The sequence below is a fragment of the Anoxybacillus tepidamans PS2 genome (assembly GCF_000620165.1).
GTDB classification, from domain to species: Bacteria; Bacillota; Bacilli; order Bacillales; family Anoxybacillaceae; genus Anoxybacteroides; species Anoxybacteroides tepidamans_A.
This window is the reverse complement of the sequence record NZ_JHVN01000015.1, coordinates 62,452-84,416: the sequence shown is the minus strand read 5'-3', so window position 1 is coordinate 84,416 and position 21,965 is coordinate 62,452. Positions and strand designations below refer to the sequence as shown.

The following is a 21,965-nucleotide window of genomic DNA, read 5'->3' as shown; positions in this document are numbered from 1 at the left end:
ACGAATACCTTGTTGGGCTAATTTATAAGCGAGATATTGCTTGACTTTCCCGAAGGACCAATTCGAGAGTTTTTGTGCTTGCTTCCGGTGGACTTTCTTTTTCTTTCTCGTGTGTCGCTCGACTCCTTCGACGTTTCCGAGGTATACATCCGACACGGATTGAGCGAGGCACCAGTCGACGAATTGCTTCGTCGTTTTATGAAGCGCATCCCGCAGCTGGCGTTCGGATTTGGATAAGAGGTATCGTTTCGCTCGTTCGTACTTCTTCCACCTTCGGGAGCCTTTTTGGCATTTGGATTGCCGTCGTTGAATGTCAGCCAATTTCTTGTTTCGCAGCCGATGAAGCGAGCGCACCTTTCTCCCTGTAATCAAGAGGGCTTGACCGTTTTCACAAAAGGCACCGATCGTATGAATTTCACCGAGATCGACACCGACCGAACGGCCCGGTTGATACGATTTTGCTTCTTGACCGTCCTCGTAGGTGATGGCCAAATACCAACCGTGGTTATAACAACATTCGATTTCCTTGATCGTTCCTTTCGACAAATGGGAGACATGGACGAGGATCGGTTCTTCTCTCTTTCCATCATGGATGCCCATGGATAAGGCAATGGTTCCATTTTCGTACACTTTGAACCCATCTTTCGCCCATTTGGTGTTGAAGAATTTCTTTTGTTTGTATGGGTAGCGGGCATGATGAAGTCCTTTTTGAATGGCGGCGTGTGCCGATTGTCTTACGAAGAGATACTTGTGGCAAACGGCTTGGATCGACTGGCTGTGAAGATGGAAGCGGCCTTTTGTTTGCTTTTGCAGCTCGCTTTTCGAGATGCGGCGACCGTGTTGAAGGAAGTAGTCTTTGGCGAGCCGGAGGCACTCATTCCAGACGCGTGCCGACTCCCGGTTGCAGGCCCCCAGCCGTTCGAGATCCTTTTTGGAGGCACGAAAGGCGATTTTTTGACCGCGGAGCATCGAGATTCCTTCCTTTCCCTACAGCTTGGTTAAGATGATTATAGCACATACGTTCTGTTTTAGAAAGAAAAACATCCGATTCATCCCCCACCTACACTTCGCTTAGAGGTGGGAGACTTCTCGGTGAATGTGTTAAATCAAAACTTGTTATTGGTTATTTTGCACAACTTGGATAAAATAGACATGAGGAGGGCATTGTATGGAAGAGCGTATCGCCAAATTAGAATATCATCGGTCTCTATTATTAGAAATGGTGGATGAAGAGAATAAACCATTTCATTATCTTGTTATTGCTTCCGATTTAACAAAAGAGGAAGTAGAAGAGGTGATCGCTCTTTGTGAAAAATTGAGCGAAGAATATGAAAAACAAAAAGCGGAAGGGCTGACGATTTTCACTCCGCTTTTGCTTCATTTTGCTGGAATGCTTAATCCTCGCCTTCCGCTTGAGAAAACGGTAGATGCGCTATTAAAACAGCAAATGTTTACGCCTCTTATGAAAGAATTTAAAAAGCTAATAAAGACCATTCATTCATCATGATTGGCTTGTTACTTCCTCAGCCTTCTCCTCCACTTTCTTTACAAGCTTCCCGTCTTTTTCAACAAAGTCGGCCTTAATATTCTCAAAAGATTTTTCAAAAATTTCCATGAAATCATCTCCGTAAATGTTGCGAATGATGCACATCATTTCTAAAATTTCTGGAAATTTACCGTACAATTCGCGCAAAGGCAATGCTCCATTAAATACAGCGTTTTGTTTTGGATCGTACGTCTCCATTAATTTCAGCAATACCTCTTCCCCTTTTTCCGTTAATTCAATATATGTGTTTCTTTTATCATCTTGTTTCTTTGAAAAAGACAATAACCCGCGTTCTTCTAACTTTTTCGAAAAGTTAAACGCCGTTGATACGTGCATCACACCGAATTTTGCAATTTCCGAAATAGAGGCCCCTTTAAAATGGTAGGCGATCCATAAAATATGATGTTCATTAATATTTAAATCAAACGGTTTAATCCACTGCTGCCAATCTTTCTCGATTGATTTCCAAAGCGCCTTGCTCAATTGAGCAATCCGTTGACTAAATAGCATTGCCTCTTTTATAGAATAATGTTGCTCTCCGTTTCTCATCGTTCCACCCACTCTTCCCTCACCATTATTATTTTATTTTCTATTATGCCAGTAAAATAAAAATTAATAAAGATGCAAATGTTAGAATTTTTAAATAAAACATTTTTCCTACCCTACATTCATAGCAAAAGAAGAAAAAACATATAGTGAAAACATAGGAGGAGGATATAATGGCGTATACAATATCCTTTTTTTATGCAGTCAGTTTTGTTTTTCTATGCCTCGCGATTGCAGCATTTCTTTCTCTGTATAAAGCGAAAATGTATCCGCCAAAAAAAGTGTTGAAAAACAAAATGATGCTATATATTTTAGGGGCATTTCTTTTCTTTCTCATCGCTTGGCTGCTCCACTATTTTCGATAGCAAAAAACCCGACCGTGCTGGTCGAGTTTTTTGTTGCTTGATTCTCACACTTCGGTTGCGATGTTTGTCCGTCTAAAAAAGGATAAAACAATTGGATGCAAAACGAGCATCACAATCGCGTTCACGACGGCGGTCGGCAACACAACAGCAACCAACAAACTCGAAAAAGCAGCGCCTCCCGGAAGCCCAACAACAAATAGCGCAGCAAGTAAAAAGACGGTACCTGAAGCAACTGTACCGATCGCTGTTAACAATGCAGCAATCTTCGAAGTTTGTTTTTTTGATAACAGCATGAGCAGAAAAAATATAAATGCCGTCATTGGTTTCTCAATAAGATTTGGCAATAATCCTCCGGGGAAATTTGTCGTTATGCCGGAAATGATGCCTGTAGCGATTCCAGTTAGGCCCACTACTTTTTTATTAGGAAATAGTATAATGGCCAAAAACATCATGGTTAGCATCATATCGGGCTTCATGCCGAAGAAAAAACCGGGAACGGCCGCATGCAGCGCCGCTCCAATCCCGATAAACAGCGCTACGAAAACAAGTGTTTTTGCATTCATGCTCATCTCTCCTCATCTCAACTATTCTCACGACTCTTCGACAGTGCTCTCTTGCCTGCCGCAAGAATCTTTGTCACATTATACTACTTTATCGCGTAAAAGTGAAGAAGAATTTTCAAACATATTGATTTTGAAACTCTCTCATAAACTGCGCTAACGCTTCGCACGCTTCAAACGGAACGGCATTGTAAATCGATGCTCGGCATCCTCCTACCGAGCGGTGTCCAGCAAGACCGACAAATCCTTCCGTTTTTGCCTTTGCTAAAAACTGCTTCGTTATTTGTTCATTCGGCAGTGTGAACGTAACATTCATAAACGAACGGCTTCCTTTTTCGGCATGAGGTGTGTAAAAACCGCCGCTCCTATCAATTGCATCATAAATGATAGATGCCTTTTCACGATTGCGCTTTTCAATAATTCTCACTCCACCTTGTTCTTTTACCCATTCAAGCACAAGTGAGAGCATATAAATCGCAAACGTTGGCGGCGTATTGTATAGTGAATTGCTTGTGCTATACGTGCGATAATCGAGCATCGTCGGCAAATTCTCTGGAATGCGCTCAAGCAAATCGTTTCTTATGATAACAACCGTTACGCCTGATGGACCTAAATTTTTTTGCGCCCCAGCATAAATTAAAGCAAATTGACTGACATCCACTTCCCGGCTTAAAATATCGCTCGACATATCAGCTACTAAATCAACAGAAAGGTTAGGAAACTCGTGCCATTGCGTTCCGAAAATTGTATTATTAGAAGTAATATGTAAATAAGCAGCATTTTCAGAAAGCTGAATATCCTGTAGCGCCGGAATATGCGTATAATTCGCTCCTTTGCTTGATGCCGCTACATGGGTATTTCCGACCTTTTTCGCCTCTTTTAGCGCTTTTTCAGACCAAGCGCCTGTTAGCACATAGTTGCCAGTTTGTCCAGAAGTGAGCAAATTCATCGGCACCATGGAAAACTGCAAACTCGCCCCGCCTTGCAGAAAGAGCACATCGTGCGTATCAGGAATGTTCATGAGCTCTTTTAATAATTGCTTTGCCCGGTTATGCACTTCATCGTATTCTTTGCTGCGATGGCTTAACTCCATCACCGACATCCCTGTATCCTGAAAATCAAGCAATTCCCGCTGCGCTTTTTGCAGTACCGAAAGCGGCAAAGCAGACGGACCTGCGTTAAAGTTATATGCCCTTTTCATGTTCCAATCCCCCCGCTTTATTTCTTTAGTGAATAACAGTTACTTATTATCCTAACATGAAAAGTAAAAAAATAAAGATAAAATTCAATAAATTCATAAAAAAATAAAATCCTTGCATATTCACAAGGATTGTTGCTGCCGACGCCTTCTTTCTTCACGAATGCGCTCCATATAAATTTCCCCCTCTTTTTCAATAAATTCTTCATCGATTTTTCTCTCTTGCGCAGCCGTTCTGACCGTCATATAGCCGCTGAAAACAATTCCTGCCACCACTACATAAATCCACCATGGCAACGACAACATACACGTTCCCCCCGTTCAATAAGCTTGTCTCATTTCCACTATATGAGCACCTATTCGTTTTTATTCATAAAAAGAAGGCAGTTGCTCTTCACAACTGCCTTCCGCTTTTTTACTGATGAAACGTCGGTTTGTAAAACGAACGATTGTCGAGCGCAAAAATCCGCTCGGTAAATTCCCCTGGTTTCACCTTTTCTAACGCGCGGTCAATCATGTTCATTTTTGCGTCTAAATTGTCAATATAATGAAGGATTTCCGCTTCTTTGACCATTGGCGGCTTCGGGCTCCCCCATTCCGCTTTTCCATGGTGGCTTAATACCATATGCTGCAAAATAACAACCTCTTCGCCGGCAATGCCTAGATGCTCCGCAGCTTTGCTAATTTCGCTAACCATAATAGAAATATGGCCAAGCAAATTTCCTTCCAACGTATACGTTGTGGAAATTGGTCCCGATAACTCAATTACTTTGCCAAGATCGTGTAAAATGACGCCCGCATATAACAAATCGCGGTCGAGTGACGGATACAATTGCGCGATCGCTTTGGCCAAATCAAGCATTGAAACAACATGATAGGCAAGGCCCGAGATAAATTCATGATGATTTTTGGTCGCGGCTGGATATTCTAAAAACTTGCTTTCATATTTTTTTAATAAATGTCTCGTGATGCGCTGAATATTGGGATTTTTCATTTCAAAAATATACTGGGTCAGCTTTTCCATCATGTCATCCCGATTCATCGGCGCCACTTCCAGAAAATCGGCCACGCGTACCGGATCGTTTTGACCGGCCGGGCGAATATTGCGAATCTTTAATTGTGTGCGCCCCCGGTAATTGTTAATATCGCCAAATACTTTGACGATGCTTTCCGGCACATATACATTTTCATCTTCTAAAGAAGCATCCCACAGCTTCGCCTCAATTTCTCCTGTTTTATCTTGCAAAATCAGCGTTAAAAACGGCTTGCCGTTGCTTGCGATTCCTTTAGTAACCGATTTGATCAGCAAATAGATATCAACTTGTTCCCCCACCTCGTAATGCGCAATTCCCTTTAGCAACATTTTCTCCTCCGTTTCCTTGCTTGCCTAACGTTTAGTATAGCACACTTCGATGCTGGCAAAAAATAAGACCTTGCCTATGCAAGATCTTATTTTTTCGTTAATTCGAGCGCTTTTTTCATATCTTTCAGCGATGTCGATTTTCCATACATTAGCACACCGCCGCGGTAAATTTTCGATCCTAAAAATGCGAAGAAACCAATGGTCCCGATCAGAAGCGCAAGGCTTAAGGCAACTTCCCAAATCGGAACGTTCAGCATGCCGACGCGCAAAAACATAATCATCGGCGCAAAAAACGGAATAAACGAAGTAATCGTAATAAATGAGGATTCAGGAGCGTTCAAGCCGAACACGGCGATAAAAAACGCTGCAACAACAAGCATTGTAACCGGAGTAATCATCGTTTGCACATCCTCGACGCGACTGACCATCGATCCGAGCACAGCAAACAATGTCGCATATAAAAAGTAGCCAAGCAAGAAAAAGACAATCGCGTATACTAGCGTAGAAACAGGGATATTTCCCAATCCTAAAAACTTCAACAGTTCTTTTCCGTTTCGCTCGAGCGATGCAAAGCCGAGTGTAAATAAAATGGCAAATTGCGTTAAGCTTAAAAGCGCTACTCCTAAAATTTTACCAAACATTTGCTGCACCGGCGGAACGCTTGAAATTAAAATTTCCATGACACGCGATGATTTTTCAGTCGCTACCTCTGATGCAATCATTGAACCATACATAAGAACAAACATGTACATCGCAAATACGAGTGCATATACAAGCCCGCGAGCTTGATCTAGCTCCTCTTCTGTTTTGGCGTTTTTCTCCAACGGAATTTTATGAAATGAGACAGGCTCATACAACTGGGCAATTTGTTCTTGTTTTAAACCAATTTTGGCAGTGGCGAGCGCAGTTTTCACTTGCTGCAGCGCCTGCTCCATTTTTTTCGGTATATCGCTGTCAGCGATCGTATTCGCATAATAGGTCGCTTTCGGCAATTGTTGATCATCATAAGCAAGAACTAAAAGCGCATCCAACTTGCCGCGTTGTACTCGCTGTTTTGCGTCCGTTTCAGAACCTTGAAACGGACGCAGGCGAATATCTTTTTCTCCCCTCTGCGCAAGCTGCGCTTCAAATGGCTTGTAAAGCGTCCCGGTTTGATCAATGACGCCGACAATTTTCGTTTTGTCCTTGCTGAAAAACTCAATGATATCGTTTAAGTTAGTGACCGCAAGCATAAGCAAACTCGTTATAATCGTTGTAATGATAAACGGCTTTGCCTTTAGTTTTGTCACGTACGTATGCGAAAGGACAATCCAAAATTTATTCATATGCCGCACCTACTTTTTCAATAAAAATATCATTTAAAGATGGCTCTTCAAGCGCGAATTTGCGGACAAATCCTTTACCCGCGATATGGGCGAGAATGTGCTGTGACACTTCTTCGCGTTCAATTTGCAAATGAATGCCTTCCGCTGTCGGTTTCGCCTTCACTACACCCGGAAATTGACTGAGTTCATCAAGCGGAAAATCAGCATGAATGATGATATTTTTTTTACCGAATGACCGCTTAATTTCTTTTAATGCTCCATGAACAACCGGTTTGCCGCGATGCATAATGCAAAGATGTTCGCACAATTCTTCGACGTGCTCCATGCGATGGCTGGAAAAAACGATGGTCGTTCCGTTATTTTTTAAATCACGCACCGCTTCCTTTAGCAATTCTACATTGATAGGATCAAGGCCGCTGAACGGTTCATCCAAAATCAACAACTCCGGTTTATGCAACACCGCTGCAATAAACTGAATTTTTTGCTGGTTCCCTTTCGACAGTTCCTCCACTCGCTTTTCTGCATATTCCGGCACTTTGAAACGCTCCAGCCAATCTTTCATTTCCTTGATGATCGTTTGCTTATCAAGCCCGCGCAGCCTTCCTAAATAGATTAACTGGTCTTTTACTTTCAGCTTCGGATACAAGCCGCGTTCTTCCGGCAAGTAGCCGATAATATGGCTTCTATTATAATTAATAGGTTTATTGCGCCATGTAATCGTTCCTTCCGTCGGTTCAAGCAATCCTAAAATCATTCGAAACGTCGTTGTTTTTCCTGCACCGTTCGCTCCAAGAAATCCAAACATTTCTCCTTCGGGGATGCTTAAGGTCACATGATCCACAGCGGTTACATGTCCAAACCGTTTTGTCACTTGCTCTAAACGTAAACTCATTCTCACTCCCCCATTTTTTCAAATAAAAGATAAAATTTCCATATGTTATACGTGTTTATCCTATCAGAAAGTTTCATAATTTAGAAGGAATTTTTTTTAAATAAGCGAATACTAATGATGAATTGTCATTCAGCAAAGGGGGAGACGAAATGCCGACATTCACATTAACTGCATTTGATAAAAACGGAGAGACGCTATTGAACGAAACATTTGAAGCAGCCAACGAAGAAGAAGCAAAAAAAATTGGCGAACAAAAATTGCGCGAACATAATTGTTACGATAAAACACACCGCTGCACGACATCGAGCGGAAAATTGATTTTGTTCCACCGGTAACGAGAAAACCCCCGAGCGCCAAAGGCTATCGGGGATTTTTATTTTTACCGAAATAACTCGTCCATCATCTTCAATTTTTCTTCTGTATAGTGTACGAAGTTTTCGTTGTACACTTTCGGTTCTTTCGGGTTGGCAAAGCGGGTAATCGCCCGCGTTTTCGGATGGACGAATTTGCTGGAGGCGCCGCAGCCGAGGCCGATGATCGATTGCTGCTCTTCCATAATCATAATATTATAGATGCTTTCTTGCCCCGGCAATGCATACCCGACGTTTTCTAAATTTCCGAGAATGTTTTTCTGGCGATATAAGTAGTATGGAACATAGCCGTGCTGCTTTGTCCATTGTTCGGCGTTTTTCATCATGGCGCTAATCTCGTCACGCCCCGCCACTTTATATTTTTCTTTGTTTTTCGTCATCTCGGACGCGCGCTTGAATGAAAGCGTATGAACGGTGAGCGACTCCGGCAGCAGCTTTTCCGTTTGTTCAAGCGTATAGTTAAACTCCTCGATGCCTTCGCCCGGAAGGCCGATGATTAAATCCATGTTGATATTGTTCATGCCCATTTGCCGCGCCAAATGGAATTTTTCGATCGTCTCTTCGACCGTATGATGGCGGCCGATGGCTTTTAACGTTTCTTGAATGTACGATTGCGGGTTAATGCTGATGCGGTCAATGTTCCACTTTTTCAATACATCGAGCTTTTCCGGAGTAATCGTATCTGGACGCCCCGCTTCCACTGTAATTTCCCGCACGCGCTCCATATTCGGAAACGATTCATACATTTCTTCGTATAACCGATCCATTTCTTCCGCCGTGATGCTCGTCGGCGTGCCGCCACCGTAATAAATCGTCGTAATATTGACGCCGCGTTCTTTTAAAAAGCGGCCGACTTCCTTCATTTCGTAATGGAGGCCCGCCAAAAACGAATCGACCGAGCCTTGGCGCCCATTGATTGCGTACGCTGGAAACGTGCAATATGCGCACTTCGTCGGGCAAAACGGAATGCCGATATAAATGCTCACTTCATGGGATAAGTCGTACAGATCGGGAACGACCGTTAATTGGCGATCGACAATCTTTTGCATCAATTGAATTTTCTCTTCCGCTACTAAATAGTCTTCGCGAAGCTGACGATGCGCTTCCTCTTGAGATAAGCCTGAGCGCAGTTTTTGATGAAGCAATTTAACAGGGCGTACCCCTGTTAAAATTCCCCACTGCTGCACAAGTCCTGTATATTCTTGAAAAAGCGTTAAATATACGTGAACAACGGCATTTTTCCATTGTTTGAAACGCGCCTTTTCATCTTTGTATGGACGCAAATCAATTTGATAGTCGGATTTCCACTCACGGCCATTTGCCATTTCAACGATTCTTCCGCTCACTGCTCCCATTTCCTCTCCATGCAGTGAGAACGTGACGATCACATCGGCGGCCGAAGCAGGGTCAAACGACAGTTCATACTCTTCGAAAAACAGTCCCGTAATCACTTCAAGAGGACGCTGAAACTGTTCGACACTATGCAGTCCATGAATTTGAATACGCAAACGATATCACCCTTCTACGTCAAACTTATTTAAGTTTACAGAAGGCCATTTGCGCTCGTCAAGAGACGATTATTTCCGGAAACTAAAAAGCCGGGATTCGCCAATCCCAGCTTTCTGTCACTGCTTCGTTCTCAATTTGCGCAAAAACTCCAGACGTTGCTGTTTTCGGAAATGTTCTTTCACCATATACGCAACCCCCAGCTGCTCGTTTGAGCGCGTTACCCAATCTGCAGCCTTCTTTACCTGTGCCGGTGCGTTCCCCATTGCGACCCCCAATCCTGCCGCTTCAATCGCTTGTATATCATCGATGCCATCTCCGATAACAACCATTTCCTTCAATGAAATTCCTAGAACGTGACCAAGTCGTTTTAGTCCTGCTAGTTTGGAAACACCGCTTGGCACAATTTCAATTTTTCCATTCGGCTGCTCTATTATATCAATGGTCGGAAACGCTTGATGCAAAAGGGTCATGACCTCTTTTTTCTCTTCTTCATTAGCAAAATATACATCTATTTTCGGTACCGCCAACGGTTCATCGCGCAATATATCACTTAATGAATCAACAAACTGTGTCGGATAGAAGAACGGGTCCCCAGAAGATAGCACCGTTCTTACAACTAGCTGTTTTTGCACTTTTTTGCGGTTGCCAAGAGAATACCGTTCATGCATGAGTCGAACATTGCATGAATAATTCTCTAATACTTGAACGATATTGAACGTTCTCTCTTCCGGAATGACGGCTTCATATAGTTTTTCGTCGAGCGATTTTCCGATCATTGCCCCTTGAAATGCGATAATCATGCTATCTAACTTAAGCGCCTTTGCAATTTTGCGAGCCGACAATAAATTTCTTCCTGTCATTAACGTGACATAGACTCCCTTTTTTTTGACAAATTCAACCGCTTCTTTTGTTTCTTTTTGCAGGCGGCCGTTATTTTTTAAAATGGTTCCATCAATATTCAGTGCAAGCAATTTATAGGACAAAGCTGCCTCCCCCTTTTCTATGTTGTCGCTCTTCCCTATCACATAGCTATGACAATTGGCATGAAAAAAGAACACTCAATTGAGTGTTCTACTATTATTCCGTAAATGAGCGATACAATTCTTCGAGCGGTCGCATCGCAATTTGGTTAATATCTGCAATCATCATGCTCATTCGCTGTTCGAGCGCCATAAGAGCCGATAATTTTTCATTTTGCTGGGCAATGGCCATTGCTTTTTGCGCTTGCTCTACCTCCTCTGACGAAATCGCCGAACCGGTAAATTGTTTTTCATGCAATTGCATCTGCAATTGGCGGAAGTTTGTAAACATTCGATAAGCTGTTTCATCGCGGCGCACCGCCTCGTACGCCCGCTTCAGCTGTTGAAAATCTTCGCTTGTACGAATCGCCTGTTCTAATTGCTGAGCGAGCGCATACAATGAGTTGGACATAAGGAAGCCTCCTATATATGAAAAATTACTTGCCGTTACTAACATATGCTTTAACAAAGGCGATATGCCAATGAACTATATCCAAAGCCCAGCCATTGCTTGAAAAATGCCAATGATGCCGCCGAGCAGCGCTCCTAAATATGTAATCATTTTAAATTCGCGCTGCGAAATCAATAAAATCATTTCTTCAAGACGCTCAACAGAGAACGTTTCTACCTCACCACGAACGATATCAGCTATTTGTAAGCGTTCGATCAATGTCTCGACTTGACTGCATACCCATTCTCCAGCTTTAGAGACTGCCTTTGGCACCCACCCGTCAATTATTTGTGTTCGATATGGGGCAATCATATCGGCCACTTTCCTATCGAATATTTCATTCATTTCTACCATCCCGGCAACAAATTGCCGGATCGTTTGGCGAATTCGCTCTCTTCCAACAATCTCCTCTATTTTTGCAAACGGAGAATTCTCTAGTTTATTCCATTCTTTCAATAAAAGCTGAGCAAGCATGTCTCTCGTTCCTTGATGGCTTAAAAATTTGATGATTTCAGGCTGCACTTTATCGACCAAATTGACATTGCCAAGAAACATTTGCAGCATGCCGCCAAGCATCCCGCGCCCGACAAAGAATTCATCGATCATTTTGCCAATGCGCTTCTTTCCTTCTTCGCTTTGAAAATAATCAAGCGCCCGATCAGCGATATATCCAGCCATATCTTTGCAGCCCTCTTCCATCTTTGAGCGTACTTCTTGCGGGAGAACTTCATTTATTTTCTTTGTTCTTATCTGTCTCATCCACTGCTCATACTCTTGGTCTACCCAATCAACTGCTTTTGCGCCGATCCATTTCTTCGGCTCCTTGATTCCAAAGTATTGCATCCATTCATGAATCGTCTTCTCGTCATCCATCCATTTTTCTGCAAACTGTTGTACCCAATTTACTGCACTGCTGATAAACTCTTGATCCATTAACTTCTTGCGGATACCTTGCGGTGTTAATAAGTGCTCCACAACCATTTTCCCAAGCTGATGCGCCAGTTCTTCACGGCGTTTTGGAATCAATCCCGGCGTAAATGGGAGTCGCTTTCCGTATACATAAATCGGCTTATACGGACGAAATAGCATTTTAATTGCGAGGGCATTGGTCACTCCACCGATAATTGCCCCTACCGCAATCGTAAACAAAAAATATAAAACGGTCTTCATTCCCTTTCCTCCGCTTTAGATATTACTCGTTTGCCTGATTTTTCATTATACCCCTTGTCCAATAAAATCGCAAACGAGTTAAAGCGGGGAAAAGTATTTATAACGCTGCCTGACCTTTGACAACCCGCCGCAACTGCCAAAGGAAACGACTATTTTTGAGAGCTTGCGCTAGCGCTTGTTCCGCCGCATATTTTTGCGCTCCGGACAGTATTTCAGACAGTTTTCTGTATATGCTTGCTTTCTGCAGTTCATAAAAACATAGCAGCAAAACCAATTCCTCCGTCGTCTTTGCCTCATGTTTCACTTTTAGTGATCTGTCGTAAGGCTTTCCACTAGTTAAAAAATAAATATATTCCCATATGCTATACTGCTTTTGCTCTTCTTGTATATATAAGGTTATCGGGCATCTCCACTGTTCATCGACTCGCTCTTCTAGCATTTTAATCAACTGTCCGGTCACAAGTATTGCACGAACTGCCTCTTCAACTATATAAAACATACTCTCCCTCCTACTGCTTGTCCATCTTTCTCCATACATATGAATGAACTCAGCCGCTTATGACAAAATAAAATTAACAAGCATAAGGAGGAGAACAGCGATGGATGATAAAACATGCAAAGATTCTTGCCACGAAGGACGGGATAAATATTACATGGATATCGATCGCATGATCAACGAAGGCATGGCAGGAGGAATCGTTCATGCCCGCTATGAGGCAACCAACATAGAAGAAGCCCATGACTTCGTTGAGGAAGAACCGCCTCATGAAATGCAATAAAAATAAAAACCGATTTTCTCTTTCCAGAGAAAGTCGGTTTTTTTGTATAATAAATGTATTACTTTACTATGTAGGAAAGGAACTTGGCGCAATGCTCGAACAACTAAAGGCACATTTTAAAAACGCGATGCTCATTGATCAGCAAGCAGAAAAAATGGATGACTACGAATGGTTTTGCACAAACGATGGAAAGCAAATCGGCATTTTAAAGGAAGCTTTAACAGATCGGGAAAAGCAGTTATTATCAATTTTTTTGATTCCTCTTTCTGGACGCGATCGGCTACTCACAGAAGAGGAACTAGCTTGGCACCGTTTTTTAGTAAATGGAGATCATGCGCAGCTCCCCCTTCTTTCCACCCCTTCTCCTTACTATCGATTTATTCAATTTCACATGAAGCAAACGACAGTAGACAAAACCGATTTTCAGGAGGCCATTGAAGGACTGTTTCAGGAGAAAGTGGTTATTGTTTGGGAACATAACCAGCGGGGCATTATCGTAGAAAGAAGAGCGGAAGAAACGGAAACAGATCTGCCCTTCCATGAAATGATCGATGCGTTATCAAGCGATTTTTATATTACCCTCCACCTGTTCATTGGGCAAACCCACCCATACGAAGCGGGGCTATACCACCGTTTCTATGCGGAAAAGCAATATTTTCACTTAGCGCAAACGCACATCCCGACGCAAACAATCTATACGATCGCGGACGTATTGCCGCTTGTATTCATCGATCAGCATCCGCAGCTAGAAACGATTCAACAATCTCTTTCCTTCATAAAAAAAATAGACACCGAACTTCTTGAAGTGGTCAAAATATTTTTACAATGCAACTTAAATGTTTCACTCGCGGCTAAAAAGCTGTATATGCATCGCAATAGCTTGCAATATCGGATCGATAAATTTATTGAAAAAACGGGAATTGATATTAAACATTTCAAAGGAGCGGCCGCTGTATATTTAGCGATTTTGGCAAATGAATACAAAAAACATTGAATTTGTAAAAATGCCTGAAATCGCTTTTATTTTTTGTGCATCCTGTCCATTTACGCTTGTCGTTATTTTACTTATGATAAAAACAAATAAAATCGATCTCACGGGGGTGTCAAAATGGCTGAACTGCGTTTAGAGCACATTTATAAAATTTATGATAATAATGTAACAGCTGTAAAAGATTTTAACCTACATATCCAAGACAAAGAGTTTATCGTCTTTGTCGGACCGTCTGGGTGCGGAAAATCAACCACCCTTCGAATGATCGCAGGCCTTGAAGAAATCTCAAAAGGTGATTTGTACATTGACGGAAAACGGATGAACGATGTGGCTCCAAAAGATCGCGACATCGCTATGGTATTCCAAAACTATGCTCTTTATCCGCATATGAGTGTTTATGATAACATGGCGTTCGGATTAAAATTACGCAAATTCCCGAAAGACGAAATCGACCGTCGCGTGCGCGAAGCAGCCCGCATTCTTGGACTTGAACAATATTTAGACCGCAAACCAAAAGCTTTATCCGGCGGACAGCGGCAGCGTGTAGCTTTAGGTCGTGCCATTGTTCGTGACGCTAAGGTGTTCTTGATGGACGAACCACTTTCGAACCTTGATGCAAAACTTCGCGTTCAAATGCGCTCTGAAATCGCTAAATTACACCAACGTTTAGGAACAACGACAATTTACGTTACACACGATCAAACTGAAGCGATGACGATGGCCACTCGCCTCGTTGTCATGAAAGATGGCGTTATTCAGCAAGTGGGCACACCAAAGGAAGTATATGAAAAGCCGGAAAATATTTTCGTCGGCGGCTTTATCGGCTCACCAGCTATGAACTTTCTAAAAGGAACATTGCAAGATGGGAAGTTTGTAATTGGTGATGTCACAATCGGTGTTCCTGAGGGTAAAATGAAAGTGCTTCGTGAGCAAGGATATGTAGGCAAAGAAGTGGTGCTCGGTATTCGCCCAGAAGATTTTCATGACGAACCTGTCTTTATTGAAGCCTCTCAAAACACGAAAATCACTGCTCACGTCGAGGTCGCTGAACTGCTTGGGGCCGAAACAATGATTTATTCACAAATTAGCGGACAAGAAATTGTCGCTCGCATTGATGCTCGTACAGAAATTAGACCAGGTGAGCGAATTGATCTCGCCTTAGATATGAATAAAGCACACTTCTTTGATATTGAAACAGAAAAACGCATTCGTTCTAATAATGAAAAATAAGTTACCTCTCCCCTTTTTAATATATATTAATAGTTCCCGACCTTTCTTCGGTCGGGACTATTCTTTTATAAACCTCACTTCCTCTTCACCGCAATATGGACAATAAAACAGATGGACACATTCGTGGTTTCTCCACGTTGTTTCGTATCCGTCCACTTGTTTCATCCTATCTATCTCCATATACGGGCTATAAGGACCGAAATAATCAGTAACTTTTCCCTGATCCTCCAATTCTGTTCGGCAATGAGGGCAAAAAAAGTAAAGCGCTCTCAATCCGTTACAAAGCGGGCAAACATTCATGTGCGCAGCCTCCTGTTGAAAAACTCCCTTACCTTCAATATTCCCTAATCATTCCAAATATAAAATACCAAAAATTACTATTAATAAATAAAGAATAATAATCAAAAAACGTTTCAAACTAGTAGTACTACTACAACATTGGGTTTAGCCAAGATTGGCAGCATGCTTTCAAAGCATGCGAGCTGGTGCAAATCCAGCCAACCCAACCATTAAAATCTAAATAAGGAGATGGTGAAAAATGGCACGTAACAACAATTCTAATCAAGTGTTGGTTCCTGGTGCAGAACGCGCAATCGAACAAATGAAGTATGAAATTGCACAAGAATTTGGCGTAAATCTTGGCGCTGACACAACTTCTCGTGCAAACGGTTCTGTTGGTGGAGAAATCACAAAACGTTTAGTTGCTATGGCTCAACAACAACTTGGTGGTCAATTTACTCGATAAAAACTGCATATACATGGCAAAAGCCCCAAGCGTTTCGCTTGGGGCTTCTTCATTTACTGAATAAGTTGTAAGAATTGTTTTGTGCGCTCCTCTTTCGGCTGTGTAAATAGTTGTTGCGGTGTGCCGCGTTCAACGATCATTCCTTGATCCATAAAAATAATCTCATCCGCTGCTTCCTTCGCAAACCTCATCTCGTGTGTAACAACAATCATTGTCATTCCTTCATTCGCTAAATCTTTCATTACTTTTAATACTTCCCCTACCAATTCCGGGTCAAGCGCCGATGTTGGCTCGTCAAACAGCATAACTTCCGGTTCCATCGCGAGCGCTCTAGCAATGCCGACACGTTGCTGCTGCCCGCCGGACAGTTCAAACGGATAATGGTTCGCTTTGTCCGCTAAGCCGACTTTTTCAAGCAGCAACATCGCCTTTTGTCGTGCGCTCGCTTTATCTTCTTTTTTCACCGTGATCGGACCTTCCATCACATTTTCGATCGCCGTCATGTGCGGGAATAATTGATAATTTTGAAATACCATTCCTGTTAAACGCCGAAATGCATGAATATCCTTTTGTCCTACCGGGTTGTCGAAATCGAGCTTTTTTTCGCCGATTTTGATTTTCCCCTTCGTCGGCTTTTCTAACACATTTAAGCAGCGCAATAACGTTGTTTTTCCAGATCCGGAAGGACCGATAATGACAACTACTTTTCCTTTCTCAACAGTCATATCAATTCCTTTTAATACCTCAATTGCGCCAAATTGTTTATACAGTCCGTTCACAGAAATCATCATTTCTATCCCCTTACCGAGCAATGTAGCGGTTTAACCGTTTTTCAATCCGATCTTGAACGATTGATAGCACAAAACAGATCACCCAATAGATGAGCGCCGCTTCTGTATATAACAAAAGAAATTCATAGTTGGTCGAAGCGATTTCCTGCGCCTTGCGAAACATTTCGGCCACAAGAATAAGAGAAGCAAGCGACGTATCTTTCACTAAACTAATAAACGTATTCGATAAAGGTGGAACCGACACGCGGGCCGCTTGTGGAAACACAATCCTCTTTAATGCTTGAACGTAATTCATTCCGAGCGAATAGGCCGCTTCCCATTGCCCTTTTGGCACCGATAAAATCGCAGCGCGGATAATTTCTGAAGCATAAGCGCCAACATTTAACGAGAAGCCGATAACAGCAGCTGGAAATGGATCGATCGTGACTCCTAAATTCGGCAATCCGTAAAAAATAATAAACAACTGCACAAGCAATGGAGTGCCGCGAATCGCTGACACGTATACCCTAGCTACTACTTCAAACAATTTGACTCCTGAAATGCGGGCAAGAGCTGTTAAAACTGCAAGCAATAAACCGAACGCAAATGACAATAGCGTTAATGGAATCGTATTATATAAAGCTCCCTTCAATAAAGGAAGAAGAGAGCTTTTTGCAATCGTCGTCAATCGCTCCATCCGTTCGGGATCGATCACAATGTTATTTAGATACATCTTGACCAAACCATTTCTCAGAAATTTTTGCGTACGTTCCGTCTTTCATCATATCTTGTAAAGCCTTGTTAACAGCTTTCACTAAGGAATCATTTCCTTTGCGGAACATCAAACCGCTTTGTGAAGCATCTTTATGAGCAGCCACAATTTTAATTGGGGCGTTTGGTTTTTGCTTCAGGAAATCAAGAACTGATAACTTATCGTTAATTGTCACATCAACACGTTTCGAGCTCAACAGTTCAATTGCTTGGTTAAAGCCTTCTACGCCAACAATTTCCGCACCGTAAGAACGCGCCAAATCAGCAAAATTGCTTGTCATCGATTGTGCAGCTTTTAGCCCTTTAATATTCTCAAATCCGGAAATTTGATTGTTATCTTTGCGAACAACTAATACAGCTGATGACGTCGTATACGGAATCGAGAAATCATATTTTTTCTGACGGTCCGGACGGATACCGACCTGGTTAGCGATCATATCAAATCGCTTCGCGTCTAATCCTGCAAACATGGCATCCCACTGTGTTTCCATAAAAACAGGTTTAACACCTAGGCGTTTTGCTACTTCAGTTGCGATTTCTACATCAAACCCTGTTAATTTTCCATTCTTATCATGGAATGTAAACGGCGGGTACGTTCCTTCTGTGCCGATGCGAAGTTCCCCTTCTTTTTTTATATTCGTCAATAAATCACCTGTTTTCTTGGTTTGCTCATTAGCCTCTTGCTTGCCGCAGCCGGCAACCAATAAAACAATACCTAACAAGCATGCGCTTAAAAGCTTCTTCATTTTAATAAACCCCCATTATTCCCATTGGTTTTATAACATATGTCATCATAAATGAAATAGAGGGAGATGTCAAATAAAAAAGGAGCTGACATTGCTCCTTATACATTCTCTGCAATTGGCTCGTTCAGCGATACAAGCACCTTGCGAATTCTTCGATTTTCTACTTGGCGAACCGTTAAGGTAAAAGGACCGTATTGCAACGTTTCACCGACATTTGGAACGCGCTCAAACATCTCGAATACCCATCCTCCAAGCGTGTGAGATGAACTTTCCGGCTCTTCAATCTCCATTAGTTCACAAAATTCATCGAGCGGCAGCTCCGCATTTAATTCGTAACTATACTCGTCAATTTTATGAACAACCTTAATAGCTTCATCATGTTCATCCCATATTTCTCCAACAATTTGCTCAATAATGTCTTCTAATGTCACTAGCCCCGCTGTTCCACCAAATTCATCAACAACAATAGCCATATGCACTTTGCTTTTTTGCAAAGCAGGCAGCAAATCGGAAATTTTCATTGACTCGACAACGAAAAGTGGTTTGCGCAGCAGTTCGCGGATGTTCACGTCCTTTTGTTGGACAAGTTGGCTAAAAAAGTCGCTCTCTGACAAAATCCCGATAACGTGATCAATATCGTCTTCATATACCGGAATACGCGAATAGCGCTCCTCTAAAAAAATATCGCGGATTTTTTCGATCGGCTGATTCACTTCGACCGCGACCATATCAATGCGCGGCGTGAAAATTTCTCCTACGAGTATATCATCGAAATCGAGCGAACGATGGACAAGCTCTTTTTCTTTATTATCAATAATTCCTTCTTCTTCACTTAAATCAATCATTTCTTTAATTTCTTCCTCCGTGACTGATGGAGCAACAATTCCATGCGTCAGCCATTTCGTCAACTTCCCTTTTAGTGTCGCAAACAACAGCGTAATAGGAAACAGCATTTTTATAAATACGTATATTACGCCTGAATACTTAAGAGCCATTGATTCCGCATGCTCTTTTGCAATTGATTTCGGCAAAATTTCTCCGAATATTAAAAGGAGGATCGTCATCCCGACCGCACTAACAACAAATCCCGTATTTTCCCCAAGCAATGAAATCATCATTTTTGCTGCAATGAGAACAGCAGAAATATTCGCGATATATTTCACCACAATGATCGTGACTAACACATGGTCTAAACGCTCGACAATATAGAGCGCACGATGGCTCTTGTTCCCATTTTGGCTAATATCGTGTTTAAAACGTGTTTTGTTAAGCGAAGAAAATGCTGTTTCTGCCGAAGAAAAGAAAGCTGACAACACGATCATGAAAAGAAGTAAAATAAGAAGGCTCAGAGGCAATTCTCCCAAGGAATATTCACACTCCTAAACCATTTCTTTGTTATTATTATCCATTTTGATGATATGTATTATCATATCAAATTTTTCTCAAAATGCCTACAGCCTAAACATCATCAGACAAAAACTATGAACTCATTGCTGCAATTGCTGCGAATCAAATAGCTGAAACTCACCGATGTTTTCCCTATAACAGTTAGCATCGTCCTTTCCTTTGTTCGTCGCAAAAAATGTAAAAGCCTCTGGTCAAACCAGAGGCGATGCTACCCTAAGTAACGATGGTAAATCGTTTTCGCTTCCTGTATATCCTTTGTCCCATGAATGAGAGCTCTTCCGTCGCGAAATACGACGAGGCGCTGCTCACCAATTGCAACTGATACAAGGTATGGATTGATTTCAATTGGAAGTCCCTGATTCGCAAATAAATCAGCCAATTGCTGCAAGTCGTATTCTTTCTTCATTGCTGGCCGAATTTGCACAGAATTTCGGCCGCATAAAACAGCCGTTTTCGTTTGCATCTCATATGACAAGTACGGGTAGGTCGCGTTCGTTCCGCACGACGGGCAATCTTCTTTTTTTACTTGATCGACGCGAATGGCGCTATGCTGATTGCTCCATAAATCGAACGAAACAAGCTTGCCGCGAAGCGACTGTTCATCTTCAACAAGAAGCTTCAGCGCTTCCGCCACCTGATAAGCGACCACCATTTGCACCGCCGGGCTAATAATTCCGGCCGTATCACACGTCAAACCACCAATCGGCACCGTTTCTAGCAAACAGTTGAAGCACGGCGTTTTTCCAGGAAGAAATGCATAGCTAATCCCGTAGCTCCCGACGCACGCACCGTAAATCCATGGAATGCGGTATTTGCACGCCACATCATTAATGATCATGCGCGTTTCAAAATTATCCGTTGCATCAATGATGATATCCGGCTTTGTTTTTTGTACAATATTCTCCAATTCTTCAACGTTTGCATCACTGACAATCGCTTCAATCACAACTTCGGAGTTGACCCGATCAAGCCGTTGCTTGGCAGCCACCGCCTTCGGAAGACGCTTTTGTGCGTCGTCCTCGCTGTACAGTTGCTGTCGTTGCAAATTGCTCCACTCCACATAATCGCGATCGACAATTGTCAGTTTTCCGACTCCCGCGCGCACAAGTGCCTCCGCATTTCCTGTTCCTAAAGCTCCCGCTCCGATAATAAGCACATGTTTCGCAGAAATTTTTGCTTGTCCTTCTTTTCCGATAGGCGCAAACAATTCCTGACGGGAATACCGCTCGCTCAAACAACACTCATTCCTTCCATTGGACTACTTGCAGTTGCATAACGTTTTTTTGGAATTCTTCCCGCTTCGTATCCAAGGCGTCCCGCTTCAATGGCAAGACTCATCGCCTTTGCCATTTTCACTGGATCAGCCGCTTGGGCGACCGCCGTATTCAGTAAAACACCGTCCGCTCCTAATTCCATCGCGAGCGCCGCATCAGCAGGGCTGCCAACTCCCGCATCCACAATAACAGGAACAGTCGCCTGTTCAATAATAAAGCTCAAGTTTAGCGGATTGATAATCCCTTGGCCCGATCCGATCGGCGAAGCGCCTGGCATAATCGCGTGACACCCAAGCTCCTGAAGACGCTTTGCGAGCACGACATCATCTGATGTATACGGAAGTACGATAAATCCTTCTGCTAATAGCATCTCTGTCGCCTTAAGCGTCTCGACAGGGTCTGGAAGCAACGTTTTGTCGCAGCCGATCACTTCTACTTTTACCATATCACATAGCCCAGATGCCTTTGCCAGTTTGGCAATTCGCACCGCTTCCTCTGCTGTTTTCGCCCCTGCTGTGTTTGGCAGCAGCTTATACTTCGTCAAGTCCAACTGTTCAAGAAAATTCGGCTGATTCGGTTCAAAAATGTTCATCCGGCGCACAGCGAACGTTAAAATTTCCGCTTCGGATACTTCTACCGCCTTTCTTTGAATATCAAAATTCGGATATTTCCCTGTTCCTAATAAAAGCCGTGATTGAAATTCATAAGGTCCTATTTTTAACATGATCATCCGCCTCCTACAAAATGAACGATTTCTACGCGATCTCCGTTGCATAGCGCAGTCGCTTGATATTCTTGTTTTTGGATAATATTTCCATTTAGTTCGACAATCGCGATTTTATGATTTAATTGAAAATGAGCAAGCAGCCCGTCTACTGTTTGAACATGTTCCGGCACTCGAATCACTTCGCCGTTAATAATAAGTTCCATTTCTCTT

At 42.5% G+C, this 21,965-nt stretch carries 28 protein-coding genes and 1 tRNA gene; 8 read left to right on the top strand and 21 right to left on the bottom strand.

The genetic code is table 11. From position 1 onward, the window contains the following. Positions 1-969: RNA-guided endonuclease InsQ/TnpB family protein (locus tag N667_RS0112585; protein ID WP_027409906.1), on the bottom strand; the 969-nt coding region annotated here is incomplete at its 3' end. A gap of 199 nt (positions 970-1,168) precedes the next feature. Between N667_RS0112585 and N667_RS0112580 the strand changes: the two genes are divergently transcribed. Next, on the top strand, positions 1,169-1,507 hold the full coding sequence (locus N667_RS0112580) for a YhaI family protein (protein ID WP_035098885.1): 339 nt from the start codon (positions 1,169-1,171) through the stop codon (positions 1,505-1,507). On the opposite strand, the gene N667_RS0112575 is transcribed toward N667_RS0112580, so the two are convergent. Continuing rightward, positions 1,502-2,095: an HTH-type transcriptional regulator Hpr gene (locus tag N667_RS0112575; RefSeq protein ID WP_198020550.1), complete on the bottom strand. Its 594-nt coding sequence runs from the start codon at positions 2,093-2,095 to the stop codon at positions 1,502-1,504. The genes N667_RS0112580 and N667_RS0112575 overlap by 6 nt on opposite strands. Before the next feature lie 170 nt (positions 2,096-2,265). On the opposite strand from N667_RS0112575, the gene N667_RS0112570 reads away from it, so the two are divergent. Then, on the top strand, positions 2,266-2,457 hold the full coding sequence (locus N667_RS0112570; protein ID WP_051530050.1) for a hypothetical protein: 192 nt from the start codon (positions 2,266-2,268) through the stop codon (positions 2,455-2,457). Positions 2,458-2,501: 44 nt separating this feature from the next. Here the strand turns inward: N667_RS0112570 and N667_RS0112565 are convergent, their stop codons facing one another. The 6 genes from N667_RS0112565 to N667_RS0112540 form a co-directional block, all read right to left on the bottom strand. After that, positions 2,502-3,020 (bottom strand): tryptophan transporter, encoded by a 519-nt coding sequence (locus N667_RS0112565; RefSeq protein ID WP_027409902.1) that lies wholly within the window; start codon positions 3,018-3,020, stop codon positions 2,502-2,504. A gap of 115 nt (positions 3,021-3,135) precedes the next feature. Further along, positions 3,136-4,218 (bottom strand): 3-phosphoserine/phosphohydroxythreonine transaminase, encoded by a 1,083-nt coding sequence (gene serC / locus N667_RS0112560; protein ID WP_027409901.1) that lies wholly within the window; start codon positions 4,216-4,218, stop codon positions 3,136-3,138. Between the two features lie 120 nt (positions 4,219-4,338). Continuing rightward, positions 4,339-4,521: a sporulation YhaL family protein gene (locus N667_RS0112555; protein ID WP_027409900.1), complete on the bottom strand. Its 183-nt coding sequence runs from the start codon at positions 4,519-4,521 to the stop codon at positions 4,339-4,341. 109 nt (positions 4,522-4,630) lie between these two features. After that, positions 4,631-5,575 (bottom strand): 3'-5' exoribonuclease YhaM, encoded by a 945-nt coding sequence (gene yhaM / locus N667_RS0112550; RefSeq protein WP_027409899.1) that lies wholly within the window; start codon positions 5,573-5,575, stop codon positions 4,631-4,633. An 89-nt stretch (positions 5,576-5,664) separates the two neighbouring features. Then, the gene (locus tag N667_RS0112545) at positions 5,665-6,903 is read right to left on the bottom strand and encodes an ABC transporter permease (protein ID WP_027409898.1); all 1,239 of its coding nucleotides are present in this window, start codon (positions 6,901-6,903) and stop codon (positions 5,665-5,667) included. After that, the gene (locus tag N667_RS0112540; protein ID WP_027409897.1) at positions 6,896-7,795 is read right to left on the bottom strand and encodes an ABC transporter ATP-binding protein; all 900 of its coding nucleotides are present in this window, start codon (positions 7,793-7,795) and stop codon (positions 6,896-6,898) included. Before N667_RS0112540 ends, N667_RS0112545 begins: the two co-directional genes overlap by 8 nt. 149 nt (positions 7,796-7,944) lie before the next feature. On the opposite strand from N667_RS0112540, the gene N667_RS0112535 reads away from it, so the two are divergent. Then, complete coding sequence (locus N667_RS0112535; RefSeq protein ID WP_027409896.1) at positions 7,945-8,130, top strand: YhzD family protein; 186 nt, start codon at positions 7,945-7,947, stop codon at positions 8,128-8,130. 44 nt (positions 8,131-8,174) lie between these two features. On the opposite strand, the gene N667_RS0112530 is transcribed toward N667_RS0112535, so the two are convergent. The 5 genes from N667_RS0112530 to N667_RS0112510 all read right to left on the bottom strand — a co-directional run bounded on the left by N667_RS0112530 (position 8,175) and on the right by N667_RS0112510 (position 12,814). After that, on the bottom strand, positions 8,175-9,674 hold the full coding sequence (locus N667_RS0112530) for a coproporphyrinogen III oxidase (RefSeq protein WP_027409895.1): 1,500 nt from the start codon (positions 9,672-9,674) through the stop codon (positions 8,175-8,177). Between the two features lie 117 nt (positions 9,675-9,791). Next, a complete protein-coding gene (locus N667_RS0112525; protein WP_027409894.1) occupies positions 9,792-10,658 on the bottom strand; it encodes a Cof-type HAD-IIB family hydrolase in 867 nt (288 codons plus the stop codon). 94 nt (positions 10,659-10,752) lie between these two features. Beyond that, complete coding sequence (locus N667_RS0112520) at positions 10,753-11,106, bottom strand: YlbF family regulator (RefSeq protein ID WP_027409893.1); 354 nt, start codon at positions 11,104-11,106, stop codon at positions 10,753-10,755. 75 nt (positions 11,107-11,181) lie between these two features. Further along, a complete protein-coding gene (locus tag N667_RS0112515; protein ID WP_027409892.1) occupies positions 11,182-12,315 on the bottom strand; it encodes a DUF445 domain-containing protein in 1,134 nt (377 codons plus the stop codon). A gap of 97 nt (positions 12,316-12,412) precedes the next feature. After that, entirely contained in the window at positions 12,413-12,814 is a 402-nt protein-coding gene (locus N667_RS0112510) for a hypothetical protein (protein ID WP_027409891.1), read from the bottom strand. Between the two features lie 100 nt (positions 12,815-12,914). On the opposite strand from N667_RS0112510, the gene N667_RS0112505 reads away from it, so the two are divergent. From N667_RS0112505 to N667_RS0112490, 3 genes are all read left to right on the top strand, one after another. Beyond that, positions 12,915-13,094: a hypothetical protein gene (locus N667_RS0112505; RefSeq protein WP_027409890.1), complete on the top strand. Its 180-nt coding sequence runs from the start codon at positions 12,915-12,917 to the stop codon at positions 13,092-13,094. 91 nt (positions 13,095-13,185) lie between these two features. After that, positions 13,186-14,088, top strand: coding sequence for a PucR family transcriptional regulator (locus N667_RS0112500; RefSeq protein ID WP_027409889.1), 903 nt, complete (start codon positions 13,186-13,188; stop codon positions 14,086-14,088). A gap of 114 nt (positions 14,089-14,202) precedes the next feature. After that, a complete protein-coding gene (locus N667_RS0112490; protein WP_027409888.1) occupies positions 14,203-15,315 on the top strand; it encodes an ABC transporter ATP-binding protein in 1,113 nt (370 codons plus the stop codon). Positions 15,316-15,372: 57 nt separating this feature from the next. Here N667_RS0112490 and N667_RS0112485 read toward each other — a convergent pair whose 3' ends face one another. Continuing rightward, on the bottom strand, positions 15,373-15,615 hold the full coding sequence (locus N667_RS0112485; protein WP_027409887.1) for a hypothetical protein: 243 nt from the start codon (positions 15,613-15,615) through the stop codon (positions 15,373-15,375). Between the two features lie 139 nt (positions 15,616-15,754). On the opposite strand from N667_RS0112485, the gene N667_RS19825 reads away from it, so the two are divergent. After that, positions 15,755-15,824: transfer RNA gene (locus N667_RS19825), tRNA-Leu, on the top strand. A gap of 29 nt (positions 15,825-15,853) precedes the next feature. After that, positions 15,854-16,060, top strand: coding sequence for an alpha/beta-type small acid-soluble spore protein (locus tag N667_RS0112480; protein WP_027409886.1), 207 nt, complete (start codon positions 15,854-15,856; stop codon positions 16,058-16,060). Positions 16,061-16,113: 53 nt separating this feature from the next. On the opposite strand, the gene N667_RS0112475 is transcribed toward N667_RS0112480, so the two are convergent. From N667_RS0112475 to thiS, 7 genes are all read right to left on the bottom strand, one after another. After that, the gene (locus N667_RS0112475; RefSeq protein WP_027409885.1) at positions 16,114-16,848 is read right to left on the bottom strand and encodes an amino acid ABC transporter ATP-binding protein; all 735 of its coding nucleotides are present in this window, start codon (positions 16,846-16,848) and stop codon (positions 16,114-16,116) included. Between the two features lie 13 nt (positions 16,849-16,861). Beyond that, positions 16,862-17,563, bottom strand: coding sequence for an amino acid ABC transporter permease (locus N667_RS0112470; RefSeq protein ID WP_027409884.1), 702 nt, complete (start codon positions 17,561-17,563; stop codon positions 16,862-16,864). Further along, the gene (locus N667_RS0112465) at positions 17,550-18,347 is read right to left on the bottom strand and encodes an amino acid ABC transporter substrate-binding protein (protein WP_027409883.1); all 798 of its coding nucleotides are present in this window, start codon (positions 18,345-18,347) and stop codon (positions 17,550-17,552) included. Before N667_RS0112465 ends, N667_RS0112470 begins: the two co-directional genes overlap by 14 nt. A 98-nt stretch (positions 18,348-18,445) precedes the next feature. Next, positions 18,446-19,711 carry a hemolysin family protein gene (locus N667_RS0112460; protein WP_027409882.1) on the bottom strand — a complete coding sequence of 422 codons (1,266 nt, stop codon included), beginning with the start codon at positions 19,709-19,711 and terminating at the stop codon, positions 18,446-18,448. A gap of 251 nt (positions 19,712-19,962) precedes the next feature. Further along, entirely contained in the window at positions 19,963-20,988 is a 1,026-nt protein-coding gene (locus N667_RS0112455; protein ID WP_027409881.1) for a thiazole biosynthesis adenylyltransferase ThiF, read from the bottom strand. Next, positions 20,985-21,752 (bottom strand): thiazole synthase, encoded by a 768-nt coding sequence (locus N667_RS0112450; RefSeq protein WP_027409880.1) that lies wholly within the window; start codon positions 21,750-21,752, stop codon positions 20,985-20,987. Before N667_RS0112450 ends, N667_RS0112455 begins: the two co-directional genes overlap by 4 nt. A gap of 2 nt (positions 21,753-21,754) precedes the next feature. Further along, positions 21,755-21,958 carry a sulfur carrier protein ThiS gene (gene thiS / locus N667_RS0112445; protein ID WP_027409879.1) on the bottom strand — a complete coding sequence of 68 codons (204 nt, stop codon included), beginning with the start codon at positions 21,956-21,958 and terminating at the stop codon, positions 21,755-21,757. Positions 21,959-21,965 lie beyond the last annotated feature (7 nt).

Excerpts from the sequence above, each read along its gene's own strand:
- N667_RS0112580 (WP_035098885.1), top strand. The coding sequence starts at position 1,169 with ATGGAAGAGCGTATCGCCAAATTAGAATATCATCGGTCTCTATTATTA.
- N667_RS0112575 (WP_198020550.1), bottom strand. The coding sequence starts at position 2,095 with ATGAGAAACGGAGAGCAACATTATTCTATAAAAGAGGCAATGCTATTT.
- N667_RS0112570 (WP_051530050.1), top strand. The coding sequence starts at position 2,266 with ATGGCGTATACAATATCCTTTTTTTATGCAGTCAGTTTTGTTTTTCTA.
- N667_RS0112565 (WP_027409902.1), bottom strand. The coding sequence starts at position 3,020 with ATGAATGCAAAAACACTTGTTTTCGTAGCGCTGTTTATCGGGATTGGA.
- serC (WP_027409901.1), bottom strand. The coding sequence starts at position 4,218 with ATGAAAAGGGCATATAACTTTAACGCAGGTCCGTCTGCTTTGCCGCTT.
- N667_RS0112555 (WP_027409900.1), bottom strand. The coding sequence starts at position 4,521 with ATGTTGTCGTTGCCATGGTGGATTTATGTAGTGGTGGCAGGAATTGTT.
- N667_RS0112545 (WP_027409898.1), bottom strand. The coding sequence starts at position 6,903 with ATGAATAAATTTTGGATTGTCCTTTCGCATACGTACGTGACAAAACTA.
- N667_RS0112540 (WP_027409897.1), bottom strand. The coding sequence starts at position 7,795 with ATGAGTTTACGTTTAGAGCAAGTGACAAAACGGTTTGGACATGTAACC.
- N667_RS0112535 (WP_027409896.1), top strand. The coding sequence starts at position 7,945 with ATGCCGACATTCACATTAACTGCATTTGATAAAAACGGAGAGACGCTA.
- N667_RS0112520 (WP_027409893.1), bottom strand. The coding sequence starts at position 11,106 with ATGTCCAACTCATTGTATGCGCTCGCTCAGCAATTAGAACAGGCGATT.
- N667_RS0112515 (WP_027409892.1), bottom strand. The coding sequence starts at position 12,315 with ATGAAGACCGTTTTATATTTTTTGTTTACGATTGCGGTAGGGGCAATT.
- N667_RS0112510 (WP_027409891.1), bottom strand. The coding sequence starts at position 12,814 with ATGTTTTATATAGTTGAAGAGGCAGTTCGTGCAATACTTGTGACCGGA.
- N667_RS0112505 (WP_027409890.1), top strand. The coding sequence starts at position 12,915 with ATGGATGATAAAACATGCAAAGATTCTTGCCACGAAGGACGGGATAAA.
- N667_RS0112500 (WP_027409889.1), top strand. The coding sequence starts at position 13,186 with ATGCTCGAACAACTAAAGGCACATTTTAAAAACGCGATGCTCATTGAT.
- N667_RS0112490 (WP_027409888.1), top strand. The coding sequence starts at position 14,203 with ATGGCTGAACTGCGTTTAGAGCACATTTATAAAATTTATGATAATAAT.
- N667_RS0112485 (WP_027409887.1), bottom strand. The coding sequence starts at position 15,615 with ATGAATGTTTGCCCGCTTTGTAACGGATTGAGAGCGCTTTACTTTTTT.
- N667_RS0112480 (WP_027409886.1), top strand. The coding sequence starts at position 15,854 with ATGGCACGTAACAACAATTCTAATCAAGTGTTGGTTCCTGGTGCAGAA.
- N667_RS0112475 (WP_027409885.1), bottom strand. The coding sequence starts at position 16,848 with ATGATTTCTGTGAACGGACTGTATAAACAATTTGGCGCAATTGAGGTA.
- N667_RS0112470 (WP_027409884.1), bottom strand. The coding sequence starts at position 17,563 with ATGTATCTAAATAACATTGTGATCGATCCCGAACGGATGGAGCGATTG.
- N667_RS0112465 (WP_027409883.1), bottom strand. The coding sequence starts at position 18,347 with ATGAAGAAGCTTTTAAGCGCATGCTTGTTAGGTATTGTTTTATTGGTT.
- N667_RS0112450 (WP_027409880.1), bottom strand. The coding sequence starts at position 21,752 with ATGTTAAAAATAGGACCTTATGAATTTCAATCACGGCTTTTATTAGGA.
- thiS (WP_027409879.1), bottom strand. The coding sequence starts at position 21,958 with ATGGAACTTATTATTAACGGCGAAGTGATTCGAGTGCCGGAACATGTT.